This is a genomic window from Aerosakkonema sp. BLCC-F183 (assembly GCF_041929145.1).
GTDB lineage: Bacteria > Cyanobacteriota > Cyanobacteriia > Cyanobacteriales > Aerosakkonemataceae > Aerosakkonema.
On record NZ_JBHFNU010000025.1, the window covers coordinates 1 to 17,240 of the forward strand.

Annotated in this window: 18 protein-coding genes, 1 other RNA gene, 1 CRISPR repeat array and 1 riboswitch; of the genes, 10 read left to right on the forward strand and 9 right to left on the reverse strand. The window is 44.0% G+C overall.

Translation table 11 applies throughout. The features are described from left to right. Positions 1–156: 156 nt before the first annotated feature. A CRISPR array of direct repeats spans positions 157–708; the repeat unit is 37 nt; unit sequence CTTTCAATTAACAGAATCCCGGCAACGGGATTGAAAC. A 9-nt stretch (positions 709–717) separates the two neighbouring features. Further along, on the reverse strand, positions 718–1,422 hold the full coding sequence (locus ACE1CD_RS07125; RefSeq protein WP_374822749.1) for a metallophosphoesterase: 705 nt from the start codon (positions 1,420–1,422) through the stop codon (positions 718–720). A 254-nt stretch (positions 1,423–1,676) separates the two neighbouring features. Between ACE1CD_RS07125 and ACE1CD_RS07130 the strand changes: the two genes are divergently transcribed. Next, entirely contained in the window at positions 1,677–1,886 is a 210-nt protein-coding gene (locus ACE1CD_RS07130) for a hypothetical protein (protein ID WP_374794501.1), read from the forward strand. 131 nt (positions 1,887–2,017) lie between these two features. Beyond that, positions 2,018–2,406: a transfer-messenger RNA gene (ssrA, locus tag ACE1CD_RS07135) on the forward strand. Positions 2,407–2,525: 119 nt separating this feature from the next. On the opposite strand, the gene ACE1CD_RS07140 is transcribed toward ssrA, so the two are convergent. Together ACE1CD_RS07140 and trpS are read right to left on the reverse strand one after the other, a co-directional pair. Beyond that, positions 2,526–3,419 (reverse strand): methylenetetrahydrofolate reductase, encoded by an 894-nt coding sequence (locus ACE1CD_RS07140; protein WP_374822839.1) that lies wholly within the window; start codon positions 3,417–3,419, stop codon positions 2,526–2,528. Positions 3,420–3,524: 105 nt separating this feature from the next. After that, positions 3,525–4,532 carry a tryptophan--tRNA ligase gene (trpS, locus tag ACE1CD_RS07145; RefSeq protein ID WP_374794503.1) on the reverse strand — a complete coding sequence of 336 codons (1,008 nt, stop codon included), beginning with the start codon at positions 4,530–4,532 and terminating at the stop codon, positions 3,525–3,527. A gap of 609 nt (positions 4,533–5,141) precedes the next feature. On the opposite strand from trpS, the gene ACE1CD_RS07150 reads away from it, so the two are divergent. Further along, a complete protein-coding gene (locus ACE1CD_RS07150; protein ID WP_374794460.1) occupies positions 5,142–5,510 on the forward strand; it encodes an SH3 domain-containing protein in 369 nt (122 codons plus the stop codon). A gap of 372 nt (positions 5,511–5,882) precedes the next feature. Here the strand turns inward: ACE1CD_RS07150 and ACE1CD_RS07155 are convergent, their stop codons facing one another. After that, entirely contained in the window at positions 5,883–6,440 is a 558-nt protein-coding gene (locus ACE1CD_RS07155) for a GAF domain-containing protein (protein ID WP_374794461.1), read from the reverse strand. Positions 6,441–7,019: 579 nt separating this feature from the next. Here ACE1CD_RS07155 and ACE1CD_RS07160 point away from each other — a divergent pair. Continuing rightward, on the forward strand, positions 7,020–7,235 hold the full coding sequence (locus ACE1CD_RS07160) for a hypothetical protein (RefSeq protein WP_374794504.1): 216 nt from the start codon (positions 7,020–7,022) through the stop codon (positions 7,233–7,235). A 56-nt stretch (positions 7,236–7,291) separates the two neighbouring features. Here the strand turns inward: ACE1CD_RS07160 and ACE1CD_RS07165 are convergent, their stop codons facing one another. From ACE1CD_RS07165 to ACE1CD_RS07180, 4 genes are all read right to left on the reverse strand, one after another. After that, positions 7,292–8,629: an SLC13 family permease gene (locus ACE1CD_RS07165; protein ID WP_374822752.1), complete on the reverse strand. Its 1,338-nt coding sequence runs from the start codon at positions 8,627–8,629 to the stop codon at positions 7,292–7,294. Between the two features lie 204 nt (positions 8,630–8,833). Beyond that, complete coding sequence (locus tag ACE1CD_RS07170; protein WP_374822755.1) at positions 8,834–9,505, reverse strand: universal stress protein; 672 nt, start codon at positions 9,503–9,505, stop codon at positions 8,834–8,836. Positions 9,506–9,540: 35 nt separating this feature from the next. Next, entirely contained in the window at positions 9,541–10,182 is a 642-nt protein-coding gene (locus ACE1CD_RS07175; RefSeq protein ID WP_374822758.1) for a nitrate ABC transporter ATP-binding protein, read from the reverse strand. Positions 10,183–10,184: 2 nt separating this feature from the next. Next, entirely contained in the window at positions 10,185–10,349 is a 165-nt protein-coding gene (locus ACE1CD_RS07180) for a hypothetical protein (RefSeq protein WP_374822761.1), read from the reverse strand. 2 nt (positions 10,350–10,351) lie between these two features. Between ACE1CD_RS07180 and ACE1CD_RS07185 the strand changes: the two genes are divergently transcribed. The 6 genes from ACE1CD_RS07185 to ACE1CD_RS07210 all read left to right on the forward strand — a co-directional run bounded on the left by ACE1CD_RS07185 (position 10,352) and on the right by ACE1CD_RS07210 (position 16,240). Further along, positions 10,352–10,588: a hypothetical protein gene (locus tag ACE1CD_RS07185; protein WP_374822764.1), complete on the forward strand. Its 237-nt coding sequence runs from the start codon at positions 10,352–10,354 to the stop codon at positions 10,586–10,588. Between the two features lie 82 nt (positions 10,589–10,670). Next, a riboswitch (cyclic di-AMP (ydaO/yuaA leader) is annotated at positions 10,671–10,824 on the reverse strand. Positions 10,825–11,122: 298 nt separating this feature from the next. Then, the gene (locus ACE1CD_RS07190) at positions 11,123–11,434 is read left to right on the forward strand and encodes a DUF1830 domain-containing protein (RefSeq protein ID WP_374822767.1); all 312 of its coding nucleotides are present in this window, start codon (positions 11,123–11,125) and stop codon (positions 11,432–11,434) included. A 119-nt stretch (positions 11,435–11,553) separates the two neighbouring features. Then, on the forward strand, positions 11,554–13,581 hold the full coding sequence (gene bchD / locus ACE1CD_RS07195) for a magnesium chelatase ATPase subunit D (protein WP_374822769.1): 2,028 nt from the start codon (positions 11,554–11,556) through the stop codon (positions 13,579–13,581). Positions 13,582–13,685: 104 nt separating this feature from the next. After that, the gene (locus ACE1CD_RS07200) at positions 13,686–14,174 is read left to right on the forward strand and encodes a GNAT family N-acetyltransferase (RefSeq protein ID WP_374822772.1); all 489 of its coding nucleotides are present in this window, start codon (positions 13,686–13,688) and stop codon (positions 14,172–14,174) included. Then, positions 14,164–15,285 (forward strand): DNA cytosine methyltransferase, encoded by a 1,122-nt coding sequence (locus ACE1CD_RS07205; protein WP_374822775.1) that lies wholly within the window; start codon positions 14,164–14,166, stop codon positions 15,283–15,285. The genes ACE1CD_RS07200 and ACE1CD_RS07205 overlap by 11 nt, the downstream gene beginning before the upstream one ends. Beyond that, the gene (locus ACE1CD_RS07210) at positions 15,269–16,240 is read left to right on the forward strand and encodes a BsuBI/PstI family type II restriction endonuclease (protein ID WP_374822778.1); all 972 of its coding nucleotides are present in this window, start codon (positions 15,269–15,271) and stop codon (positions 16,238–16,240) included. The genes ACE1CD_RS07205 and ACE1CD_RS07210 overlap by 17 nt, the downstream gene beginning before the upstream one ends. Positions 16,241–16,458: 218 nt before the next feature. Here the strand turns inward: ACE1CD_RS07210 and ACE1CD_RS07215 are convergent, their stop codons facing one another. After that, a complete protein-coding gene (locus tag ACE1CD_RS07215; protein WP_374822781.1) occupies positions 16,459–17,232 on the reverse strand; it encodes a glutathione S-transferase family protein in 774 nt (257 codons plus the stop codon). Positions 17,233–17,240 lie beyond the last annotated feature (8 nt).

Below are 17,240 nucleotides of genomic sequence, written 5' to 3' on the forward strand. Positions count from 1 at the left end.
AACTCAAAAAGCTAACTTATTTTTCTCTTAAATCCTGATTAAATCAATCTTTTTTTACTCAGCTAAAAGCTGAGCTATTTTGCCTTGTATAGGAGTTTAGACTAACCGCGCCCTAAAGCGCGGTTAGTCTAAACTCCAGTAGGAAAGAAACTTTTTCTTTCAATTAACAGAATCCCGGCAACGGGATTGAAACTAGCAACGAAACAACCAATCAATTCTTCAACATAGCCTTTCAATTAACAGAATCCCGGCAACGGGATTGAAACTTGCACCGTTCCTGCTAACAATGCCGCCATGCCACAAACTTTCAATTAACAGAATCCCGGCAACGGGATTGAAACTCCATCCGCATCATATCCTAGTTGCACGAGGAAATTCTTTCAATTAACAGAATCCCGGCAACGGGATTGAAACAACCAAATCTGCAAAATGTACCATCTGAATCTAGACTTTCAATTAACAGAATCCCGGCAACGGGATTGAAACTTTAGTTTCTTCTGCTGATTTATCTATAACAAACTGCAAGCTTTCAATTAACAGAATCCCGGCAACGGGATTGAAACGGAACGACTGCGATCGCACCTTGTTCCTGATTGGAGCTTTCAATTAACAGAATCCCGGCAACGGGATTGAAACATCGGTTCCGTAACTTCGCTTGTGTCTTCGGATAACTTTCAATCAACAGAATCCCGGCAACGGGATTGATGATAAGCGCGATCAAGCTAAATTATCGCGATATTGCTTATCTCGCTTCCCCGGTATCAACACATTTCCATATTCATCGCTCACTCCAGCTTTAGCAACCCCATACACGGCAATTTTGCCTCTGCATATTGTGGCGCTATACTGTTCGTGGTGATGACCGTGAAATACTTTTTTGACTCCCAGCGCTTCCGCCAACTCATCTAATTCCCTGAAACCGTAGCGATGGCAAGAAGGAGCCTCATGAGTTACCAGTATATCCGCTCGCTTCTCCCAAAGTGCCTCGTACTCTTGCCAAAATATGCTGGCATGATGTTTGCGGGGAATATCGCCGCGCCAGCGTTCCTCTTTTCGGCAATAATGTAATAAGTCTTTGCGACTGCGAAATCTCGGTTTCATAGGCGGTCTCCAAATCTTTTCGCGGAAGATGCCACCCAATCCGGCTATGCGCTTGCCATCAATCTCGACGACGCGGTTGTGCAGGTTGCGATCGCCCAATTTTGACCCAAACAAATTATCGTACCAACAATCGCGATCGCAGTCGTGATTGCCGGGGATAAACCAAACCTCCGTTTTGTCCAGTATGGCGGAAAGTTCCTCATCAAGCGATCGCTCCAAATCCAAATCGCCAAGCAAAATTGCAGCTTGTGGAGCATAAATCTCAACCGCCCTGATAAATGGCCTAAAATCGCCATGCGGATCGCCACCGAACAGAATCATAACTCCGATTGCCCTGCTGTGCCGTCGAGGTATAATCACTGGGGCGAATGGGCTTATATAGCATCTGAAACCGCAGCCTCCCCAATTTCTACATTAACCTCAACAACTTTAAAAGGGCTAGTATATTAAGTTAACATCTCTTAACATATACCCGCGCAAAGATTAAACTTAATTACAAAGTCAAAACTTGGTCATAACTCCGTGATAACGTCTATTGATGTTGACCGATGTTTGAAAACGGCGCAGAAACAGGGATGGAGAACACATTGCAACTCGATTTAAATCGCTCCTCGCATTCATGTCGTGAAGATTTCAGCGAGTACGTGGCACACCTTCAGCTTCATATGGCGTTACAAGCACGTAACTTAGTACCCAATCTCACCCAAGCGGCAGATAGCCGAGAGCAATTGTTGCAGCAAACTCAAGCAGACTTTGAAAAATTGGTTTCTAGGCAAATGCGATAACTCAACGGATGGTGACATACTCCCAACACTAAATCGGAGTACCGATTATAGTGTCGGCTACCTTTAGCTCCCACAGACAAACTCACCACACAAACTCAAAATAGCCAACTATAATAGGAAATGTAAGACATGGGGCTGTAAAGGTTTCGACGTGTCGGCGAAAGCTGCCCCGTGATACAGGCCGAGAGTGAGTCTCCTCTCGCTAATCAAAGGCTCAAAAAAAAGTAAATGCGAACAACATCGTTCCTTTTGCTCGTAAAGCTGCCACTGTTGCTGCTTAATAACCAATAACAAGGTTCGAGCGTCTGTAGTCTGACTCCGTTAAGGGCTACAGACAAACCCCAACGGATGCTCTAGCAAGGTTTCTCTGGTTGATTGCTAGCTAAGATTCAACCACTGCATCCTGTCATCCGGGATAATGGATGGTTCCCGCCCAAAGGGTCAGATGGGCTAAGCCTGTGAAGGAGCGGAAAGTAAATACCCGTCGCGGACATCCGTTCAATTCGGATCAGCTCCACTTAAGTAGATACTGATGAATTAATTTGGGAGCCACCCTCTACTATTTATTAGTAACAGGGTGGCTTCTCAATTATGGCTCGATCGACCTTTAGGCCAGTTCGCGAAACTGAACTTCGGATATCAAGCGGTCTGAATAGGTGGAATTCCAGCCATATCGAGAATTTGGGGAATTAGGTCTTCGCGCTTGACCGCCATCAAATGAACGCCTTGACAAATTTGACTGGCTAGCTTGACTTGTTCGGCGGCAATTTTCATCCCTTCCTCTAACGGATCTTTTGCACTTGCCAAACGATCGATAATCTGTTGCGGAATATTTACCCCAGGAACGCACCGATTGATAAATTCGGCGTTTTTGGCGGATTTGAGCAGAAAAATCCCCGCCAAAATCGGTTTATTGCTACCAGCCGCAATTTGACTCATAAATTTTTCCAAGCGATCGAAATCCGAAATCAGCTGACTTTGGAAAAATTGCGCCCCAGCTTGTAACTTGCGCTCAAATCGACTTTGCAATCCCGACCAACTGGGTGATTGCGGGTCAACCGCCGCACCGACAAATAAATCTGTAGCGCCATCGGTGAGGGGTTTATCGTTCCAATCAAAACCATTATTCATTTTGTCTATCAGTTGCAGCAGACGCACAGATTCCAAATCGAAGACAGCTTTGCAGTCGGGATGATCTCCCGCTTTGACGGGATCGCCAGTCAGGGCTAGAATATTGCGAATGCCGATCGCATGGGCTCCCATCAGGTCAGCTTGCAATCCGATGCGGTTGCGATCGCGACAAGCTACTTGACAAATTGGCTCAATTCCGTATTGCAGTAAAATAACCGACGCCACCAAGGGACACATCCGCAACACCGCTCTACTGCCATCGGTAATATTGATAGCATGAACTCTCCCTTTCAGGAGTTGCGCCATTTCGATCATATGGGTGGGGTCGCCTCCTTTAGGTGGCGCGACTTCTGCGGTGATTAAAAATTCACCGCCCTGGACGGCGGCGCGAAAGGAAGTCAAGGTTGCTGGGTTTTGGATGCTGAACATGAGTCTGATGGATGAAGGAAGAACTACGAAATTTAGCCTTCATCCTTTATCCATCATCCTTTATGCTTGCGTCCAGTATTACAACGGTGTAGAAAAACCGAGTGCGGCTTTGACTTGCGCTAGAGTATCGTTAGCGATCGCTTCCGCCTTTTCTCGTCCTTCGCGCAACACCGATTCCAGATAACCTTTCTCGTTCATCACTCCATAATACTTTTCTTGAATCGGTTTGAGAGCATTAATTGTCGTTTCTGTCAATAACGGCTTGAATTGTCCCCAACCCATATCCGCACATTCCGCCGCTACTTCTTCCTTCGTTTTTCCAGAAAGGATCAAATACAAAGTCAGCAAATTACGTGCTTCCGGTCTTTCCGGGTCGTCGAAACTCAAACCCCGAACTGAGTCAGTCTTGCAGCGTTTAATCTTGTATTGAATTTCCTCCGGTGTATCCAGCAGATTAATCCGACTTTGGTCGGAAGGGTCAGATTTGGACATTTTGCGACTTCCATCGGTCAGACTCATCACTCGCGCCCCTTCCGGTCGAGTGAGCATCTCTGGCAATTTTAGTATTTTTTTCCCGTTACCGAATTGATGATTAAACCGATTGGCGATATCGCGGGTGAGTTCCAGGTGTTGCTTTTGATCTTCGCCTACCGGTACTTTATCCGCTTGGTAGAGTAAGATATCCGCCGCCATCAGCACCGGGTAGTCGAGTAAACCGGTGTTGACATTTTCTCCCTGCTTAACAGCTTTTTCCTTAAACTGGATCATATCTTCCAACCAGTTAATCGGCGTAATGCAATTGAGCAGCCATGCTAATTCGCTGTGCGCCGAGACGTGGGATTGCACGAAAATGGTGGAATATTGCAAATCTATGCCGCAAGCTAGATACAAAGCGGCGATTTTATATGTATTTTCTGCTAATGTGGCTGGGTCGTGGGGTGCGGTAATTGCGTGCAAATCGACCACGCAGAAATAATTGTCATACTGGCTTTGATTTTCCACCCAGTTACGAATTGCTCCTAAGTAGTTACCCAGGTGAAGATTGCCGGTTGGTTGGACGCCAGAGAGAACGCGAGGACTCGCCATAAAGTGCAAAAGTGCTGAGTTGCTAAGTGCAAAAGTGCTGAGTAAGTACATCTTAGAGCCAAAGCAGAATGTTCGATCGCTCATTCAAAAAGGAGTTGCATTAGACAAAAAAGTGGCCGGTGGTGGGCCATTCCCTACTTCCGTACCGGATTTTGTACTGGAACTAGGAAGCAAGTTATTCAGGTTTCTTAAAGAAATCGGGTTTTTTTTAGCATACTTTGTAGGTTGGGTTGAGAGAAGCCAAACCCAACAATTTATACCAAATCCGAGTTGATTACCCCCTTTTTCTTCTTTCTTCCTTATTCGCGCAAACGCTATCGCATCAAGAGCGGTTCTTTTAAAAAGGGGTAAAAATCGTGGATTTAATATTATCAGCCATTTCTGTGTAGAGAAAAGTACCCGGAGAGGGTACTGCCGAACCTGCTTCTGATTTCCGAGAATACAAACAAGAGCTTACGCAGCGGTCTTGTGGAAATCAGGTTCCTCAAACAAGATTAGCAAAAACTAAAATTTTTTCCAAAATTTCCTGTTTTGAATTAGTAGGCTCTGGAAAGGTAAGCGAAGTTGATTTTTCAATTTTTTCTTTTGCGAAGAGAAGGATTTTGCCACATGAAACTGATCAAAACATTAAAATCTATGGCTGTCATGGCCTTGTTGTCTGTAGGTATGACTGGGTTTAGTTTTCCCTCTGCGGCGAGTGCCAGTACAATAGTAGCTCGCAGCGTCAGTTATGAGCGCACAGTAACAACATATTATGGTGGAAGTGGATATCGAGTTGCTAGCGCTGGCTACTGTCGCCGAGTTAGTACAAATGGCGGTCGGCTGAATGTCCGCCGAGTTCCAGGTGGACGTATTGTCGGCAAATTATACAACGGAACTCGTGTCAGAATTAGCGGTTATAGCTCCAACGGTTGGGTAAGAGTTACTGGCCCAATTAGCGGTTATGTATCTGGAGCCTATCTGAGCTATTGCCGATAATTTCGCCGATAAGTTGCTGGAGCGATCGCACTTAAATTTTACCATGAAAATTGTGCGATCGCTCCAATTAAATCTCATCAATTAAAACGACTCTTTTGAAGGGAGTCTGTTTTTTTTGTGCGCCAAGTTGAGAAATCGTTTTTCTAGCAAATACCCAGGCAAATAAAGATGCTTAATGCAGAAATATTATTAACGATCGCTATAGTGATATCGAGTTTGGAGAAACTCTATTCTATCTTCACTAACTTGGATATTTTTTGTTATAAATATGCGGTTTTGAACACGGCATAATCAAAACTTTGGATAAAAAAATATTTGACGATACCGTGTCCAAATTAGAATAATTGACTAGAAATAACCAGTCTCTACAAATCAGCTATTTCGGATTGCCGGAGCGTTTGCTAAGGTTTCTGCACCTTTTCTGATTGCTTCAATATCCGCAGATGACCAGGGACGAGCTTCTTTGCAGTGATGAGCAATTAACAATCCCCACAATCTGACGGAATTGAGAATTGGTGCTACTAAATTAGCGCGAACGTGCATACTGCGGAGATAATCTCGGTGACAAGGGTTGACGATATCTAATTCTATATCTGCGATCGCTCTCATCCTTCCGGCGAGATACATCTGTGCGTATTCGTCATCAAAACAATCGTCCGGGCCTGTCGATCCTAAAATCGATAACTGCTTAGCACTTATAGATTCAAAGGTAATTTGACCTTTCCACTGGCGATAAAAGTAATATAAGACGACGCGATCGACTTGCAGAAACTCTCTCAGTTCATCTGTAGTTTGTTGAATTAAAGCATCCCGTTCTAGTGTTTTAGCAAGACGGTCAGCAAATCTTCGCATATCAGGATCGCCGTAAGGCGCAGTGGGATTGGGGTCTGAGTTTTTGTCAAAGTTATTTGGCACGGAATGGTAACTCATGCTAAATCAAGACAATTTGCCGCTTTTGTTATGATAGCCTTTCCGATTCTCAAAACAGTATTGAAATTGGCGAACGCCTCAAATCAAGTGTTATGGCGGAATGTTTCGCATTTTTTAAAAATTGTTAAGAAGTGCAATAACAGACTTATTTTTATCTCTGATAACTACTTTAGGTATATAACTCAAATAATTTCCGATAAAATCAAGCGAAATACAGAAGGCTGAGAAGAATTGGCCTTTTCATCATTAGCTTTCCATAGTTGACAAATTTTCAGAATTAAGTATAAAAAAGCCTCAAATTGCAATTTGGCAGAAAGGGATAGGGAGTTACATTGCACACGGAGAAACCCAGTGAGAGCATTATTGCCCCACGCTCCGTGCGCTATGTCCCATACCCGATCGATAAAGGCATCCCAGTTTGGACATTTGGCATTGGCTTTGTAATTGAGATCACTGAGATAGGATAGCCTCCATCACTCAAAAAGGCAGTAATTCTCACAGGTTAGTTATCGAAGCGATCGCACTTGCCTTGGGGAAAACACGGCACATTAGATATGTAGGGTTCAGCCCACTGCCATGATATCCCCAGTAAATCTTCTTCCCGGTGCAATTTCTGAAATTCTCGCCTCTGTTACCGATACTGGTGTTCTTACGGTAGCCGATCGCTACGGACTCCTAGCAGCTATCCTTGATGAAAGCTTGGATGAAGAAGACAGATGTTCTCTCAACAGACTGCTGAGAGCAGTACTGAAAGGACGGGTGAAAATTGGGGCTGACCTCTCAGCCGCCGCTTGAGATCGAGATGGAGAGTAAGTATTCCTGCTGATGGAAATCGCCGCTTCTAACTTTCCCTAAATTAAAAAGCGAACAATCACATAATATGCTGCGGTTATCAGTTGCAGCGTCATCACAGGTAAACCGTATTTCAGGAAAGTTTTAAAGGAAATTCGGCGTCCGTGCAGTTCGGAAATTCCTGCCGCTACGATGTTGGAAGAAGCACCTACGAGGGTGCCGTTTCCTCCTAAAGTTGCGCCGAACATCATGGCATAAAACAGCGTTAGGACTTCTGGCGGAAACTGCCCCTCAAAGTTTGGGGATAGGACTTCCGAACTTACCAAGCCTACATTAACCACGTACTGTTTGAGTAATGGCACCATTGCTACTACCAGCGGAATATTGGGAATTACGCTGGATAATGCGCCCGTTAAAAAAAGCAGAACCATCGAAGCCAAGATAATATTTTTTCCCAAAACAACTGCCAATACTCCCAATACACTTGTAAATACGCCTGTTTTTTCAAGTCCGCCGATCAGTACAAAAGTTGACATAAAAAAAATCAATGTACTCCAGTCTACATCCCGCAATATATTGTTGATTGAATCAATTTTGCTATGGTGAGCTAGAAGTAAAGCTAAAGCCGCTCCCAATAAAGCCACCGCAGCGGGTGAAATACGGATTGGCAGCATTTCGCCGACGACGAAAAATACCAGTACAAAAGCTACAATTAAGCCACCGACTGCCAAAATGCGGGTATGATTCAGTTGCGGGTGTGGCAGTTGTTCGAGATTTTCTAATTTTTTATGCCAAATGTCGCGGAATAAAAACGGTAGGGTAACTAATACTGTCATCAAAGCCACTACTGCGCCCAAGCTCAAACGCATCAGATAATCGGTAAAGCTGATATTGATGGCATCGCCAACAATAAATGTAACCGGATCGCCAACTAATGTTAATAGACCAGTACTGTTAGCAACAAGTACCATCAAAATCACTAAGGGTACAAAATCTACACCTATTTCTTCTGCTACTGGAGGAATCAAAGGCGCTAACAACATCACTGTGGTGGCGTTTGGTAAAAATGCACAAATAGGAGTGGTAAGACCGACAATTGCTAGCAATAAGCGGTAGCCTTTACCTTTAGTCCACAGCACCATTTTAGTGGCTAAATACTCAAATATTTTGGTAGGCTCAAATGCCCGCACAAGTACCATAACTCCGAAGAATAAAGCCAGAGTTGTATAACTGTCGCCAATGTATCCAATCGCTTCTGTTAAAGTCATAACGTGAGCGAAAACCAATATCAATGCCCCTAAAAAGGCAGCGATCGTTAGGTGTATCCACTCAGTCATGATTAAGAAAATTACACCCACAAAGGTTAAAGTAGCGATAATAGCTTGCCAGTTTTCCACGAACTACTCCTCTACTGAGTTAGATACTCGATCGCATCGTACAAAAAAAAGCCACCCCCGTAAAGGTGGCGTAATAAAAAAACAACATTTGCAGTTAAGATGTTAGACATCAACATTAGCTATAAACCATTAGTTAATTGTCATGTTGGCAAGGGATTTCCAACATAACAAAATTTTATAGCAAATGCTTGCAGCAATGACTGCTTAATCAATAGTGTCGGGGATTCCTAACACCGCACAGGGGAAATTAGAACCTAGTTTTTGCACAATTTTCTCGTTGGGCGATTTGCAGCCGAGAACAAGTATATCTGCCGATTTCGATTCCACAACTTTTCTCAGTTCTGTAGCAACAGAACCAAATCGAAGATGCGCTGCGAAAGCATCCCGCCATTCCTCAACGAGACAGCGTGCTTGCCATAAAATACTTTCCGCTTGCTCAAAGCAATGGTATTCAGAAAAACTTTCTTTGAGCGAGCAAGAATCTATTGATGTTTTGAGTTTGGTGCGAGTTAATACAGGGGTGCTTGATTTTGATGCAGAGGCTGATAAAAACTCCAGCGACATGGCATCGTTTGAATATTTGTTGAAGGTATCCTGGCACTCGTTAGTTTGATTTTGATCTAAAACGTAGACAACTTGAACTGTAACTTGCTTACTCGTAGCCAAACGTGTTTGATGAGCAATCAAAAGACTGATATCTAAAGCCGCGTGGCTTTTGGGAGAGCCGTTATAGCCGACAACTAAAGTGAGCGAATTTGACGATTCATCTGCTGCAATAACTGTTTTTATTGGCTGGGGCAACAATACAATTCGATCGCATAAATCCTCTCGACCTAATGAGCTTTGCAGTCGCATTAACATTGACTTGATGTTCACAAGCTTCTCCCTTTTAAACAAAATAATGGTGTAATCTACTCGTCCTGGGTAAAATACCGATCGAGGAAATTCAGGGCGTGATTGCGGAGTTCAAAATATTCTTTGCTTTCGCGGATTTCCTGACGGTTGCGTGGATGGGGAAAAGGCACCTCTAAAATCTCTCCTATTGTAGCAGCAGGGCCGTTCGTCATCAATACGATGCGATCGGACATATAAATTGCCTCATCTACATCGTGGGTAATCATCATTACCGCTTGCTTGTGACTTTCCCAAATATTGAGAACCTGTCGCTGTAATTTACCGCGAGTCAGCGCATCCAGCGCCCCGAAAGGTTCGTCCATCAGTAACATTTTCGGTCGAATCGCCAAGGCTCTGGCAATGCCAACTCTTTGTTTCATCCCACCAGAAATTTCATCCGGATATTTATCTCTTGCGGCATTTAAATTTACCATCGCCAAGTGTTCGTTCACGATACTAATTTTTTCGGCGCGGGTAGCACTTTCCAGGACTTCATCAACAGCTAAACGAATATTTTCGCGCACAGTTAGCCAGGGTAGCAGTCCATAATGTTGAAATACCATCATGCGATCGCTTCCCGGTTTGCGAATTTCTCTGCCATCTAACCACACGGTTCCAGAAGTCGGTTTTTCCAAACCTGCCACAATTTTGAGCAGCAAAGTTAAGATATGAAAAAGCGAGTCGGTGCATTTGCTCGGATTTCAAAACTGTTGAGATAACCTACCGGATCGCTAGGATCGAATGCTTTTTTGTCTATGAACGCTTCAGCTGGTTCGACTTTTTCATCTCCTGCGGGACATTGAATCCCCATTTCTGCAGCCACCATAGTTGTATTCCCCAACAATTGCAGGGCGGGTAAACTTATCGATCGCACCTTTTTTTGGCTTAGCCCCGGTAAACGATCGCTCTGTAATTAATTCGGCAACTTCTGGGCGATTTTCCGGTTTGCTGCAATACTGGCAAGCTTCGATCGTCGCCTTTACCAGAGAACGATCGGTTTTGCGCGTCTCCAGGCTGCCTGTCCGACAACCGCGATCGCAGACAAATTTAGTTGTATGGACATAAGTGTCAGAAGCAGGTACAAGAATGCTGAGCAGTACCAGCCGGGGACACTGATGAGGTCAGAACATTAAAAAAAACTGCCTCTTCAGTCTCCTCTCAATGCCTACGAAGTTAGCTGACGGGCTAGGACTGAGAGATGTCCTTTTCTGCCAAATTTTGACTAAAAAAGGCAGAAATACGCCCCAAAATGTGGTTCCTCCGCTCCAGGTTTAAAAATCTGGATTAGGCTGACTTACTCAAATTTTTTTAGATTGTATCATTGCAAATTGGAAAAATCAACCTCTCCTAAGACATAGGGTGTAGCGATAAGTAGTTGGTTTGGCAAAAGAATCCTCTTTGTCCTCAAGAATCTCCTTTGTCTGGAAGAAGACAAATCCACGTTTGTGGGCGGGCGTAGTTAAGCGGTACTGTATTTATGCCTACAGGCTAAATTAACAGTATCGTCACTCCTCAGACCGATATTGAGGTAATAATTATGAGTTATATTAAACATTAACAAGATAAAATACACATTTTAAAATAGGCCAATTAACAGATATGCTGCAAACACAGTTTAACCAGAATTTAGAAAACTCCGATCGCATTCTCTGTTTTCATATAAACGAGAGTAACCAGATTCAAATAATACGTTTAAAAAATATTGCCAAATTGAAGTATGAGCGCGTTATTTTTCCAGGAGAGCGCTTATTTTTTGAAGCAGTGCCAAATGCTGTACTGGAAATTTATAGCTGCAAAGATGGCCAGAAAAATTTATCGAGCGTGCAGCTTTGCGATCGCATCCGAGTCAACCAAGAAAGCAGCACTTTAAAACCATCAAATCAGACAAGTTTAGGTTATATTTCTCTTTGAGATAAATTTTGCCACAGACGATCGCCTGTGTGTGACAAAGTTGGGGAGGTTAAATTAACCGCGCTGGGTAGGCAAAGTCTGCGATATGCTGAAAAGCTGGACTAAAAAAGCACAAAACTATGCCAGCCCTCATTAGCACAACGGCAAATATAACATTTCCTCTAGCTGCCGTCGTCGGTCAAGAAGCAATCAAACTAGCGCTGCTGCTGGCGGCGGTCGATCCGGGGTTGGGGGGAGTAGCGATCGCAGGTCGTCGCGGAACAGCCAAATCCGTTATGGCACGCGCCTTGCACGCACTCATTCCACCCATTGAAGTCATCAAAGGTTCTTTCTGCAACGCCGACCCCAATGAACTTCTTGTGGGACAGGCATCCTGCCTGTCTTTTGGCAGGCAAGATGCCCGCCCCACAACAGAGACAGAAGTTATTCCCGCACCATTTGTACAAATTCCCTTGGGAGTCACAGAAGACAGATTGTTAGGTTCGGTCGATGTGGAAGAATCAGTCAAAAGCGGCAGTTCGGTATTTCAACCGGGATTATTAGCAGCAGCAAATCGAGGCGTACTCTACGTAGATGAAATTAACCTACTAGATGACCAAATTGCCAACCAACTGCTCACAGTATTATCCGAAGGACGCAACCTCATCGAACGGGAAGGCATTAGCGTCGAACATCCTTGCAAAGCACTGTTCATTGCCACTTACAATCCTGAAGAAGGAACGCTGCGAGAACATTTACTCGATCGCATTGCCATAACCCTTTCAGCTGATGGCGTACTGGGATTAGACGATCGAGTGCAAGCAGTAGAGCAAGCACTAGAATACTCCAGAAATCCCCAAGATTTCCTCGCACAATACAGCGAAGATATCGACAACCTCAAAACGCAGATCGTCTTAGCCAGAGAATGGCTGAAAGAAGTTAGCATTACCCACGATCAAATCACATATTTAGTAGAAGAAGCCATTCGCGCAGGCGTACAGGGACATAGAGCGGAATTATTCGCCGTGCGAGTTGCCAAAGCAGCTGCTGCGTTAGAAGGACGCACCAACGTTACAGCTGAAGATTTGCGTCGTGCAGTGGAACTGGTTATAGTTCCGAGAGCGACAATTGTGCAGACGCCACCGGAACAACAACAACAGCCACCCCCACCCCCACCTCCACCACCGCCGGAAGACCAATCCGAAGAAGAACAAGATAACCAAGAAGAAGAAGAAAATCCCCAAGAACCGGAACAAGAACAAGCTAGTATCCCGGAAGAATTTGTTTTCGATCCCGAAGGAGTAATTCTCGACCCCAGCGTGCTTTTCTTTGCACAAATGGCGCAACGTCGCGGAAAATCAGGCACTCGCAGCAAAATCTTTTCTGAAGATAGAGGTCGCTACGTTAAACCGATGTTACCAAAAGGGCGGGTGCGACGCATTGCCGTCGATGCGACTTTACGCGCAGCTGCACCTTACCAAAAAGCGCGACGGGAACGTTACCCGAACAGACGAGTAATTGTCGAAGAAGGAGATATTCGATCGAAAAGATTGGTACGTAAAGCCGGCTCTCTGGTAGTATTCGTCGTAGATGCCTCTGGCTCGATGGCGCTCAACCGGATGCAATCAGCGAAAGGTGCGGTGATGAGTCTGTTGACCGAAGCTTACGAAAATCGCGACCAAGTATCGTTGATACCTTTCCGTGGAGAACGCGCCGATGTGCTGTTACCTCCGACTCGTTCCATTGCATTAGCGCGTCGCCGTCTGGAACTGTTACCTTGTGGTGGCGGTTCTCCTTTAGCACACGGTTTAACTCAGGCGGTGCGAGTGGGGATAAACGCACAAATGTCTGGCGATATCGGTCAAGTTGTAATTGTCGCGATTACCGACGGTCGAGGTAACATTCCTCTAGCGCGTTCTTTAGGCGAACCTTTGCCAGAAGGAGAGAAACCGGATATCAAAAATGAACTGTTGGAAATTGCGGCGCGAATTCGAGGTTTGGGAATTCAACTGTTAGTTATCGATACCGAAAATAAGTTTATTTCCACTGGATTTGCAAAGGAATTGGCGAAGACAGCTAGTGGCAAATACTATCACTTACCCAAGGCAACAGACCAAGCTATTGCTGGGGTAGCTAGGAGTGCGATCGCCGACATGAAATCTCGATAATGTTCGTTGAAAAATTGCCAAATTTAAATTTTAGATTGCAGATTTCTATCTCAAATCTGCAATCTAAAATCTGCAATTTTCGTGTCGCTGGAGACTGTTAAGCCATGAAAACTTCTTCTAATTCCCTACCACCTGGTTGTATTATCCGCCCAGCTAATGCCAGCGATATTTGGACGATTCGCAAATTAGTATTGAGTGCGAAACTCGATCCTACCCAGTTACGCTGGCAACAATTTTGGGTTATTGAATGCGATAACATTGTAGTAGCTTGCGGACAACTGCGCTCTTTTCCCGAAGCGCAAGAACTAGGTAGTTTAGTGGTTGCACCAGCTTGGCGCGATCGCGGTTTGGGTAGCTACTTAGTCACACATTTAATCCAACAATCAACCCAACCGCTTTATCTAGAATGTGTAGGTAAAAAATTGGTGCATTTTTATACACGTTTTGGTTTTATACCTGTTGCTTGGCAAGAGTTACCATCATCGCTAAAATGGAAGTTTGGCTTAACTCAAATAGCTGCTAAACTAATCCCGATCGTTTCTGTAACTATCATGCAGTATCGCAGATTTGAAATATCGCCAGATGCAAAATAAACTCCCGTATCTTGAATTTATTCATCAAGAACTTAAACTTTCTCCAAAGCAACGCAATCAACCTTTAGTAATAGATTTGTTTGCAGGTTGCGGCGGACTTGCCCTTGGTTTTGAAGCCGTAGGTTTTAAAACTGTTGGCTACGAAATATTAGAAGACGCCTGCTTAAGTTATAGTCACAATCTGCATAATTCATGTTATAATATTAATTTGACGCCATCATCAGAGTTAGTTGATAGTGCAACAGTAATAATTGCAGGCCCACCGTGTCAACCTTTTAGCGTAGGTGGACATCAACTAGGATTAAAAGATAGTCGCGACGGCTTTCCAACCTTTATTTCTGCGGTTAAGCGCTATCGTCCCGAAATTGCTTTATTTGAAAATGTGCGGGGAATGTTATTTCGCAATAAAGAATATTTTGAAGAAATTGTTATTGCTTTGCAAGAACTAGGATATGTTGTGGAATGGCAAATTTTAAATGCTGGCAATTATGGAGTTCCGCAAAAAAGAGAACGCCTTTTTTGCGTCGCGCACAAAGGCGGTTGGAAATGGCCTGTAAAAACGCATATCAACTCGCCCTACACTGCTGGGGAAGCATTAGGAAATATGGCATTTTCTGCCCCACCAGAATCAAAATTTCTTACTCCTAGCATGGATGAATATGTCAAAAAATATGAGATAGCATCCAAATGTATCAAACCTAGAGATTTGCATCTCGATGCGCCTTCTAGAACTGTTACTTGTCGTAATTTATGCGGTGCGACTGGTGATATGCTGCGAATATGCTTACCCGACGGACGCAGGCGAAGACTGACAGTTAGAGAAGGTGCGCGACTTCAGAGTTTCCCAGATTGGTTTGAATTTCAAGGTTCTGAAAATAGCCAGTTCAACCAGATTGGTAATGCAGTTCCACCTATATTAGCGAAAGCTTTAGCTTGTTGTGTAAAAAGGTATTTAGATAGTAGTGAAAGAAGATTGCCATCGGAGATTTGTCAACAAAGTCAATACATACAGCTATCTCTAGACCTTGGAATTGACATTGTAGAGATCCCTGCCCGAAAAAATAGTAAATCACATCGACGAGGGGTTAAAACCGATGTCCGAGAACTTTAATGCTCCTAATTCTATCGATGTGCTGAAGAGGATTGAGGAAGCTAAGGCTATTCTTAGAGATCTCGGTTTGCCACCTGCACAACAAAACGATCGGTCTGCCCTCACATTACTAGCTTTACTTAATTTGAATGTTAATACACCTTGGTCTGATGCCAGTAATTATCTACTAGGAATCACTCCGATAATGGAATTTATTGCACAAAATTACGCAAAAACCTATGCACCGAACACCCGCGAAACAATTCGTCGCCAGACTGTTCACCAATTTGTAGAGGCTGGCTTTCTTATCCCCAATCCAGATAAACCTTCAAGACCGACGAACAGTCCAAAAACTGTGTATCAAATTGAAGCAACCGCATTAGAGTTGTTTCGTAGCTACGAGACGAATCAATGGAGTGAAAAACTGAGAAATTATTTGGCATCCATCGAGACGCTAAAAAGGCGGTATGCTCAAGAAAGAGAGATGCAACGCATTCCCGTAACGCTAGTAACAGGAAAAAGTATTTTTTTGTCCCCCGGTGGGCAGAATATGCTCATTGAAAAAATTATCAACGATTTTTGCTCCTTGTTTACACCAGGAGGAAAATTAATTTATGTGGGCGATACTGGCGATAAGTGGGGTTACTTTGACAGCGAATCACTTAAACCGTTAGGTGTCACTGTTGAAGCGCACGGGAAGATGCCGGATGTTGTAGTTCACTATGTTCAAAAGAATTGGTTAGTGCTGATTGAAGCTGTGACAAGTCATGGTGCAGTGACCCCGAAGCGTCGGAATGAGCTTCAAATAGTATTTAATAATTCTACAGCTGGCTTAGTATTCGTTACCGCGTTCAATCACCGTAGCGACATGGCGAGATACCTAAACGAAATTTCTTGGGAAACAGAAGTTTGGATAGCTGAAGCACCAACTCATATCATTCACTTTAATGGGGAACGATTCTTGGGGCCATACTGAGAAGTGCGATCGCATCTTCATGTTCCATCAAGCTAATAACTGATCTACTGCTACACTGCAACATAATTTGTAGGGTGGGCAGTGCCCACCATTGAGTTTGGAGAAGGTTAATCGGCAATTTGGTGGGCGATGCCCACCCTACGTTTAATAAACATCTCCTCTAAAAGAATCTCAAAGGGCAGGCAGGATGCCTACCCCACAAGAATTTTTGGAGATGTTTAATGACGATGTTCTCGATAAAGGCGAAGTGCATAAGCTCCTGCTGGAGTTGCTCTTAGTTCTTTGATTGTTGTTGCCATTTCACTTTTAATCACATCGAGTTGAGGCAGTTTCATAGGATATTCTGGAGGCAGTAAAGTGGGAGCGGATAGGGCGGCAAAAGTCAAGTCTGCTGCGGAAAAGTTATCGCCAATTAAGTAGGGACGACCATCAGATAAGCGTTGACTTACTTTATCAAAAATATCTCTAATTTTTTCTAGGGAAGTGGCAGCAGAAGCGGCTGTAACGTTCAATGATTTTTGCACGATGCGACGTATTAAGGGAAACGCGATCGCAAATCCCATTTTTTCGATTTGGGGAGTTCCTTCGCACCAACCTCGACGCATTGCTTCCCGGTCATTAAGGCGATAAAAATATGCCCAACATCGCGCCGAAACACCAAGCTGGCTATCAAATAATTCTTCCCATTCTTCAACTTCTTGGCGGAGATTATGTTGCGTTGGATAAAGTTGCCGACTGCCGTCACTTTTGCCATTCAAGTAATGCAAAATATCTGTAGAATCGACTAAAGCACTTTCTGGCGCTACCAAAACAGGAACGCTTTTGCCACCGTAAGGACGAGTTGCCAGTCGATGAAAAAGGGGTACGTGGCGTTCTTCAATGTAAGGGATTTGTAGCCAATCTAATGCCCAGCGGACTTTCTCGCAGTAATGGCTAATTGGAATAGTAATTAATCGATAAGATGGCGATCGATCGAGGCTTTGTTCTTTCATGATGTATA

Bases quoted from the DNA above. Each gene is read 5' to 3' on its own strand.
- bchD (WP_374822769.1), top strand. From the start codon at position 11,554: ATGCCAGCCCTCATTAGCACAACGGCAAATATAACATTTCCTCTAGCT.
- ACE1CD_RS07180 (WP_374822761.1), bottom strand. From the start codon at position 10,349: ATGGTGGCTGCAGAAATGGGGATTCAATGTCCCGCAGGAGATGAAAAA.
- trpS (WP_374794503.1), bottom strand. From the start codon at position 4,532: ATGGCGAGTCCTCGCGTTCTCTCTGGCGTCCAACCAACCGGCAATCTT.
- ACE1CD_RS07190 (WP_374822767.1), top strand. From the start codon at position 11,123: ATGCTGCAAACACAGTTTAACCAGAATTTAGAAAACTCCGATCGCATT.
- ACE1CD_RS07200 (WP_374822772.1), top strand. From the start codon at position 13,686: ATGAAAACTTCTTCTAATTCCCTACCACCTGGTTGTATTATCCGCCCA.
- ACE1CD_RS07125 (WP_374822749.1), bottom strand. From the start codon at position 1,422: ATGATTCTGTTCGGTGGCGATCCGCATGGCGATTTTAGGCCATTTATC.
- ACE1CD_RS07215 (WP_374822781.1), bottom strand. From the start codon at position 17,232: ATGAAAGAACAAAGCCTCGATCGATCGCCATCTTATCGATTAATTACT.
- ACE1CD_RS07155 (WP_374794461.1), bottom strand. From the start codon at position 6,440: ATGAGTTACCATTCCGTGCCAAATAACTTTGACAAAAACTCAGACCCC.
- ACE1CD_RS07205 (WP_374822775.1), top strand. From the start codon at position 14,164: ATGCAAAATAAACTCCCGTATCTTGAATTTATTCATCAAGAACTTAAA.
- ACE1CD_RS07150 (WP_374794460.1), top strand. From the start codon at position 5,142: ATGAAACTGATCAAAACATTAAAATCTATGGCTGTCATGGCCTTGTTG.
- ACE1CD_RS07130 (WP_374794501.1), top strand. From the start codon at position 1,677: ATGGAGAACACATTGCAACTCGATTTAAATCGCTCCTCGCATTCATGT.
- ACE1CD_RS07210 (WP_374822778.1), top strand. From the start codon at position 15,269: ATGTCCGAGAACTTTAATGCTCCTAATTCTATCGATGTGCTGAAGAGG.